Annotated in this window: 6 protein-coding genes; 3 read left to right on the forward strand and 3 right to left on the reverse strand. The window is 73.0% G+C overall.

Annotated elements, in window-relative coordinates:
* Positions 1-310 precede the first annotated feature (310 nt).
* The 3 genes from CUD01_RS13085 (at position 311) to CUD01_RS13095 (ending at position 5,154) form a co-directional block, all read left to right on the forward strand.
* Positions 311-4,168: a multifunctional oxoglutarate decarboxylase/oxoglutarate dehydrogenase thiamine pyrophosphate-binding subunit/dihydrolipoyllysine-residue succinyltransferase subunit gene (locus tag CUD01_RS13085; protein WP_244937780.1), complete on the forward strand. Its 3,858-nt coding sequence runs from the start codon at positions 311-313 to the stop codon at positions 4,166-4,168.
* Positions 4,169-4,259: 91 nt separating this feature from the next.
* Positions 4,260-4,448: a hypothetical protein gene (locus tag CUD01_RS13090; RefSeq protein WP_141321671.1), complete on the forward strand. Its 189-nt coding sequence runs from the start codon at positions 4,260-4,262 to the stop codon at positions 4,446-4,448.
* 112 nt (positions 4,449-4,560) lie between these two features.
* On the forward strand, positions 4,561-5,154 hold the full coding sequence (locus tag CUD01_RS13095; RefSeq protein WP_141321673.1) for a GDSL-type esterase/lipase family protein: 594 nt from the start codon (positions 4,561-4,563) through the stop codon (positions 5,152-5,154).
* A 69-nt stretch (positions 5,155-5,223) separates the two neighbouring features.
* Here the strand turns inward: CUD01_RS13095 and CUD01_RS13100 are convergent, their stop codons facing one another.
* The 3 genes from CUD01_RS13100 to CUD01_RS13110 all read right to left on the reverse strand — a co-directional run.
* Positions 5,224-5,823 (reverse strand): PadR family transcriptional regulator, encoded by a 600-nt coding sequence (locus tag CUD01_RS13100; RefSeq protein WP_094179530.1) that lies wholly within the window; start codon positions 5,821-5,823, stop codon positions 5,224-5,226.
* Positions 5,823-6,632 carry a DUF4097 family beta strand repeat-containing protein gene (locus tag CUD01_RS13105; protein WP_094179529.1) on the reverse strand — a complete coding sequence of 270 codons (810 nt, stop codon included), beginning with the start codon at positions 6,630-6,632 and terminating at the stop codon, positions 5,823-5,825. The genes CUD01_RS13100 and CUD01_RS13105 overlap by 1 nt, the downstream gene beginning before the upstream one ends.
* Positions 6,633-6,748: 116 nt before the next feature.
* A partial coding sequence (locus CUD01_RS13110; protein ID WP_174773888.1) for a WHG domain-containing protein occupies positions 6,749-6,979 on the reverse strand: 231 nt, incomplete at its 5' end.

Raw genomic sequence — 6,979 nt, forward strand, 5'->3', positions numbered from 1 at the left:
TGGACGTGTCGCGGTTCACCCGGACGGACCACGGTCGGCGACGTGACCTGCAGCAGGCAGGTTCCTACCGGTGCGAGGGCCGTGCACGGCGCTCCTTCGCCTCCGGGAGGAGCGGCCTTGCCCTGCACGACGGCGCGCCATTGCCCGTCGTTGACCCGCACCCCGGGCCGCCGTCCGCGCGGGGTCCGACGAGGGCCCACGGCGGCGGGCCACCATCGGGCCGAAGGTCCCGGAACACGTAATGTTGTCATCGACAGAACCGGCGTCGACGCGGTCCTGCGGGGCCGCAGCGGAAGTGGGCGATCCTCGCGTGTCCCAGAAGGCGGAGCCTGACTCGATCCGTGCCGTATTCGGCGCGAACGAGTGGCTCGTGGACGAGCTGTACGAGCAGTACCTCCAGGACAAGAACGCGGTGGACCCCGCGTGGTGGGACTTCTTCGAGGGGTACAAGCCCGACGAGAGGTCGGACGACCGGGCGGCGAACGGGGTGACGAGCAACGGCGGGACCGCCGCCGCGGCACCGCCCGCCGACCGGACGCCCCAGCCGGCGGCACCGGCCCCCGCGGCCCCACCCGCCCAGTCGTCGGCACAGACGCCGGCACAGGCGTCGGCACAGCCGTCCGCGCAGGCCGCCGCGCAGGCGTCGGCACAGGTGGCCGCGCAGGCCGCGGCCCGTGCGGTCCCCGCGCAGGCCGCCACGGCGGACGGGGCCTCCCCCGTCGCGACCGCGCAGCCCGCGACCGCGCCGTACGCGTCGGTCGCGCAGAAGCCGTCGCGCGCCGAGGGCCCCGAGGCGACGGACGACGTGCAGAAGCTGCGCGGCCCCGCCGCGCGCGTCGTCACCAACATGGAGTCGTCGCTCGAGGTCCCGACCGCCACGTCGGTGCGCGCCGTCCCGGCCAAACTGATGGTCGACAACCGCATCGTCGTGAACAACCACCTGCAGCGCGGGCGCGGCGGCAAGATCTCGTTCACGCACCTCATCGGGTTCGCCCTCGTCGAGGCGCTCAAGGACATGCCGGCGATGAACGCGGCGTACACGCTCGTCGACGGCAAGCCCGGCGTCACGCAGCCCGCGCACGTCAACCTGGGTCTCGCGATCGACCTCGCCAAGCCGGACGGCACGCGCCAGCTCCTGGTGCCCTCGATCAAGAAGGCCGAGACCCTCGACTTCGCGCAGTTCTGGAGCGCGTACGAGGACGTCGTGCGGCGCGCCCGCGCGGGCAAGCTCACGGTCGACGACTTCGCGGGCACGACGATCTCGCTCACCAACCCCGGCACCATCGGCACGGTCCACTCCGTGCCGCGCCTCATGCAGGGGCAGGGCGCCATCATCGGCGTCGGCGCGATGGAGTACCCGGCGGAGTTCCAGGGGACGTCCGACGACCGGCTCAACGCGCTCGGCGTCTCGCGCGTGCTCACGATCACCAGCACGTACGACCACCGCATCATCCAGGGCGCGCAGTCGGGCGACTTCCTGCGCATCCTGTCGCGCAAGCTCCTCGGCGAGGACGGCTTCTACGACCGCGTGTTCGCGGCGCTGCGGGTCCCCTACGAGCCCGTGCGCTGGGTGCGCGACACCCCGAGCGACCCGGACGCCGAGGCCGCCAAGCCCGCGCGCATCGCGGAGCTCATCCACGCGTACCGCTCCCGCGGCCACCTCATGGCCGACACCGACCCGCTCGCCTACCGCCAGCGCAAGCACCCGGACCTGGACATCCAGAACCACGGGCTCACGCTGTGGGACCTGGACCGCACGTTCCCCACGGGCGGCTTCACGGGCCGGTCGCGCGAGACGCTGCGCAACATCCTGGGGCTGCTGCGCGACTCGTACTGCCGCACCACGGGCGTCGAGTACATGCACCTGCAGGACCCGCGGCAGCGCCGCTGGCTGCAGGAGCGGCTCGAGTCGGGCTGGGCCCGCACGCCGCGCGAGGACCAGCTGCGCGTCCTGCGCCGCCTCAACGCGGCCGAGGCGTTCGAGACCTTCCTGCAGACGAAGTACGTGGGCCAGAAGCGGTTCTCGCTCGAGGGCGGCGAGTCGGTGATCCCGCTGCTCGACGCGATCCTGTCGCGCGCGGCCGACTCGGGCCTCGACGAGGTCGCGATCGGCATGGCGCACCGCGGCCGCCTCAACGTGCTCGCGAACATCGCCGGCAAGTCGTACGCGCAGATCTTCAGCGAGTTCGAGGGCAACCAGGACCCGAAGTCGGTGCAGGGCTCGGGCGACGTGAAGTACCACCTCGGCACCGAGGGCGTCTTCACGGCGGAGTCGGGTGCGACGACCAAGGTGTACCTCGCGGCGAACCCGTCGCACCTCGAGGCGGTCGACCCGGTGCTCGAGGGCATCGTGCGCGCCAAGCAGGACCGGATCGACCTCGGTGGCGACGGCTTCTCCGTGCTGCCGATCCTGGTCCACGGCGACGCGGCGTTCGCGGGTCAGGGCGTGGTGTTCGAGACGCTCAACCTCGCGCAGCTGCGCGGGTACCGCACGGGCGGCACCATCCACGTCATCATCAACAACCAGGTCGGGTTCACCACCGGCCCGTCGTCGTCGCGCTCCTCGCAGTACGCGACCGACGTGGTCAAGGGCCTGCAGGTCCCGGTGTTCCACGTGAACGGCGACGACCCCGAGGCCGTGGTGCGTGCCGCGGAGCTCGCGTTCGAGTACCGCGAGCAGTTCGACCGCGACGTGGTGATCGACATGCTGTGCTACCGCCGCCGCGGGCACAACGAGGGCGACGACCCGTCGATGACGCAGCCGCTCATGTACAACCTCATCGAGGCGAAGCGCTCGGTGCGCAAGCTGTACACCGAGACGCTGGTGGCGCGCGGCGACATCACGATCGACGAGGCGGAGCAGGCCCTGCGCGACTACCAGTCGCAGCTCGAGCGCGTGTTCGCCGAGACGCGCGAGGACGGCTGGGCGGCCGCGGCGCCCACCGCCGAGGCCGTCGCCGGCCTCGAGCGTCCCGAGTCGCAGCTCGAGGACGCGGGCGTCATGGTCGGCTGGCAGACGGCCGTCCCGGCGTCGGTGCTCGAGCGGATCGGTCAGGCGCACGTGCGCCCGCCCGAGGGCTTCACCGTCCACCCCAAGCTCCAGCAGCTGCTCGAGAAGCGCGAGGCCATGTCGCGCGAGGGCGGGATCGACTGGGGCTTCGGCGAGATCCTCGCGTTCGGCTCGCTGCTCGTCGAGGGCACGCCCGTGCGCCTCGCGGGGCAGGACTCGCGCCGCGGCACGTTCGTGCAGCGGCACGCGGTGCTGCACGACCGTGAGACGGGTGCGGAGTGGACGCCGCTGCTGTACCTGTCGGGCGACCAGGCCAAGTTCTGGGTGTACGACTCGTCGCTCTCGGAGTACGCGTGCCTCGGCTTCGAGTACGGCTACTCGGTCGAGCGCCCCGACGCGCTCGTGCTGTGGGAGGCGCAGTTCGGCGACTTCGTGAACGGCGCGCAGACCGTGATCGACGAGTTCATCTCGTCGGCCGAGCAGAAGTGGGCGCAGCGCTCGTCCGTCGTGCTGCTGCTCCCCCACGGCTACGAGGGCCAGGGACCGGACCACTCGTCGGCGCGCATCGAGCGCTTCCTGCAGCTCGCGGCGCAGGAGAACATGGTCATCGCGCAACCGTCGACCCCCGCGTCGTACTTCCACCTGCTGCGCCGCCAGGCGTACGCACGGCCGCGCAAGCCGCTGGTGGTGTTCACGCCGAAGTCCATGCTCCGGCTGAAGTCGGCGTCCTCGCCGGTCGCGGACTTCACGACCGGCACGTGGCGGCCCGCGATCCGCGACGAGCTCGCGGAGGCCAAGGCCGGGCAGGTCACGCGCGTCCTGCTGTGCTCGGGCAAGGTGTACTGGGACCTGCTCGCGCACCGCGTGAAGTCCGGCGACGAGCAGACGGCGATCGTCCGCCTCGAGCAGCTCTACCCGCTCGACGAGGCGTCGATCTCCACGGCGCTCGCGCCGTTCGACGGCGCGGAGCTCGTGTGGGTGCAGGACGAGCCGCACAACCAGGGCCCGTGGCCGTACCTGTCGATGCACCTCCCGCAGCTGCTGGGCCGCCCGCTGCGTGCGGTGTCGCGGCCGGAGTCGGCGTCGCCGGCGACCGGCACCGCCAAGAAGCACCAGGCGCAGCAGGCGACGCTCGTCGAGGAGGCGTTCGCGCGCTGAGCCCGGCGCGAGCCGCGTCCACGGACGACGAGAGCCCCGACCCTGCGTGCCGGGGCGGGGCTCTCGTCGCGGTGGGTCAGGAGACGTCCTCGTGGCGCTCAGGTCGTGGTCGACGACGAGCCCGAACGCACCGCTGCTCCTGCTGGTGGCGCTGGCCGTCTGGACGGCGTTCCGCCTCGCGTTCCTGCTCCGCCGCGACGGCCTCGGCTCGCGGCGACCCCCGGCGTCCCGGACCTCCTGGTCGGACACCGCACACGGCCTGCCCAGCCACCCGTTCTGACCCGGTTCGCCGCCGGGCGCTCCCCACGGGTCCGCGACTCGCCCGTCGTTCTCGCCGTGCCACGCCTCCCGCGCTGGGAGGATGAGCGCCGGCACGACGGACAGGAGGACCCGTGGGAGAGCTACGGCTCGTGATGGTCGGCGACGAGCTCGTCGCGGGCGCCGGCGACCCCAAGGCGCTCGGCTGGGTCGGGCGCGTCGCCGCCCGCACCCGTACGGACGACCGGCTCACGGTCCTGACGCTCGCCGTCCCGGGCGAGACGACGACCGAGCTCGGTCACCGCTGGGAGGACGAGGTCGCGCGCCGGCTCACGCCCGACGTCGACACGCGCCTGGTCATCGGCCTCGGCCGCCACGACCTGGCCGCGGGCCTCTCGCTCGCCCGCAGCCGCCTCAACCTGGCCAACGTCCTGGACGTCGCCGAGCAGCGGCGGCTGCCCGCGTTCGTCGTCGGACCGCCGCCGGGCGCGGCTACGGACGGCGACCGGCTCGCGGAGCTGTCGGCCGCGTTCGGCGACGTCGCGACCCGCCGCCGGGTGCCCTACGTCGACACCTACGCGCCGCTGGCCGCGCACGAGCAGTGGCTCGCCGACCTGGCCTCCGGCGACGGGCTCCTGCCCGGGCAGGCCGGGTACGGGCTCATGGCCTGGCTCGTCCTGCACACGGGCTGGCACACCTGGCTCGGGCTCCCGGACGACGCGGCCTGACGCGAGCACCGCGAGCGACAGCAGGAGCAGCGGTGCGGGCCGCCGGCCCGCGGGCAGCACGGCCGCACCTCACCGCAGGGTCGAGCGCACCGCGGCCAACGCGGTGTCGAGCACGGTCCGCAGCGTGTCGACCGTGAGCCGCTCGACCTGCCCCGCCGCGTCCGCGCGCCGCAGCTCGGCGCGCACCTCGTCCCGGAACCGCGAGAGGAGCTGCTCGGCCTCGACCCGGTGCACGTGCGACGACGCGTGCTGGTCGGCGTGCGGCGCCTGGCCCGCCTGGTCGCGCGCCTGCTGCGCCGCCGCGGCGAGGTCGGCCCGCAGGCCGTGCATCGTGCCGCGCACGTCCTCGCGGACCTGCGACGCGCGCTCGCGCACCGTCTCGGCGATGCCCTGCTCGAGGTCGGCCAGGTCCCCGCGCCGCGCCTGGAGCTCGGCATACCCGGCCTCCGTGAGCGCGTAGGTGCTCTTGCGCTCCTCGTCGTACCGGGTGACCAGCCCCTCCTCTTCGAGGCGGGCGAGACGCGGGTAGATCGTGCCCGCGCTCGGGCGGTACGTGCCCCCGAACCGGTCAGAGAGCGCCGTGATGAGCTCGTAGCCGTGCTTGGGCCCCGACTCGAGCAGCGAGAGCAGGTACAGGCGCAGCTGGCCGTGCGCGAACACCGGCGCCATCATCGGGCCACCTCGCCGCGCAGCACCGTCACGTGGCCGCTCACCGTGCTCGCCGAGACGTAGCACGCGCCGTCGCCGGTCGCGAGGTCCACGCGGCGCTGCCCGGCGCTCGAGCCCTTGTGCTCCTCGCCGTCGACGACGAGGCGGCCCGAGATCGAGTGCGCCTTGACGTGCAGGCCCTTGCCCTCCGGCAGCCGGACCGTGACGTCGCCCGAGACCGTCGTGGCGGTGACCGACGACGAGCCCGTCGTCACGTCGAGCGACAGCGCGCCCGAGACCGTGTTGGCCTGGACGAGCGACAGCTCGCCGGACGCCGCGAGCTCACCCGAGACGGAGTTGAGCTTGATCGGCCCGCCGTGGTCGCGCACGACGACCTCGCCCGAGACGGTGTTGGCGGACAGGCGGCCGCGCGTGCCGTCGGTGACGAGCGAGCCGGAGACCGTCGAGACCGACGAGTCCTCGAGCACGCCCACGAGCAGGCCGTCGGCGCTGACCGTGCCGAGCTTCGTGGCGACCGACCGCGGGATCGCGATGTGCACGTCGGCACGGTCCTTGTCCCGGAAGTTGCGGAACTTCTCGAGGAAGCCGTCCCACCCGGTGAGCGTGAAGCTGTAGCCCAGACGCAGCTCGCCGTCGGCCAGCCCGATCTCGAGCGGGCGGCCGTCGACGGAGTGCACCTCGATGCGCGCGCCCGGCTCGTCGTGCGCGACGACGTCGACGCGTCCTCCGACGAGCTGCACCCGCAGCGACGTGACGTTCTCGACCTCGATGATCTGCGGGCCGGCGACGACCCAGGACTCGGTGGCCATGAGAGCACTCCTCTTCGCGATATATCTTGTCGAACAATCACGCTATATCGCGTTGCAGGGACGGTCAAGACATATCGCGTCTCGTCGACCCTCGGCCTCGCACGGACACGGCGCCGTCATCGCAGCATCACCGCGAGCGCCTCCCCTACGAGCGCGTCGTGCGTCTCGTGCAGCCCGAGCTTCACCAGTCCGCCGCGCGCCTCGAGCACGGCGAGCCCGTGCAGGACCGCCCAGACGGTCCGCGCGAGGCTGGGCACGGACACCTCGCGCGACAGCGCGCCCGCGCGCTGCGCTGCGGCCACCGCCTCGACGAGCGGCTCGAACGTCGGCAGACCCGCGAGCGCGGG

The sequence above is a fragment of the Cellulomonas uda genome, from assembly GCF_006538705.1.
GTDB lineage: Bacteria > Actinomycetota > Actinomycetes > Actinomycetales > Cellulomonadaceae > Cellulomonas > Cellulomonas uda.

Excerpts from the sequence above, each read along its gene's own strand:
- CUD01_RS13105 (WP_094179529.1), bottom strand. The coding sequence starts at position 6,632 with ATGGCCACCGAGTCCTGGGTCGTCGCCGGCCCGCAGATCATCGAGGTC.
- CUD01_RS13100 (WP_094179530.1), bottom strand. The coding sequence starts at position 5,823 with ATGGCGCCGGTGTTCGCGCACGGCCAGCTGCGCCTGTACCTGCTCTCG.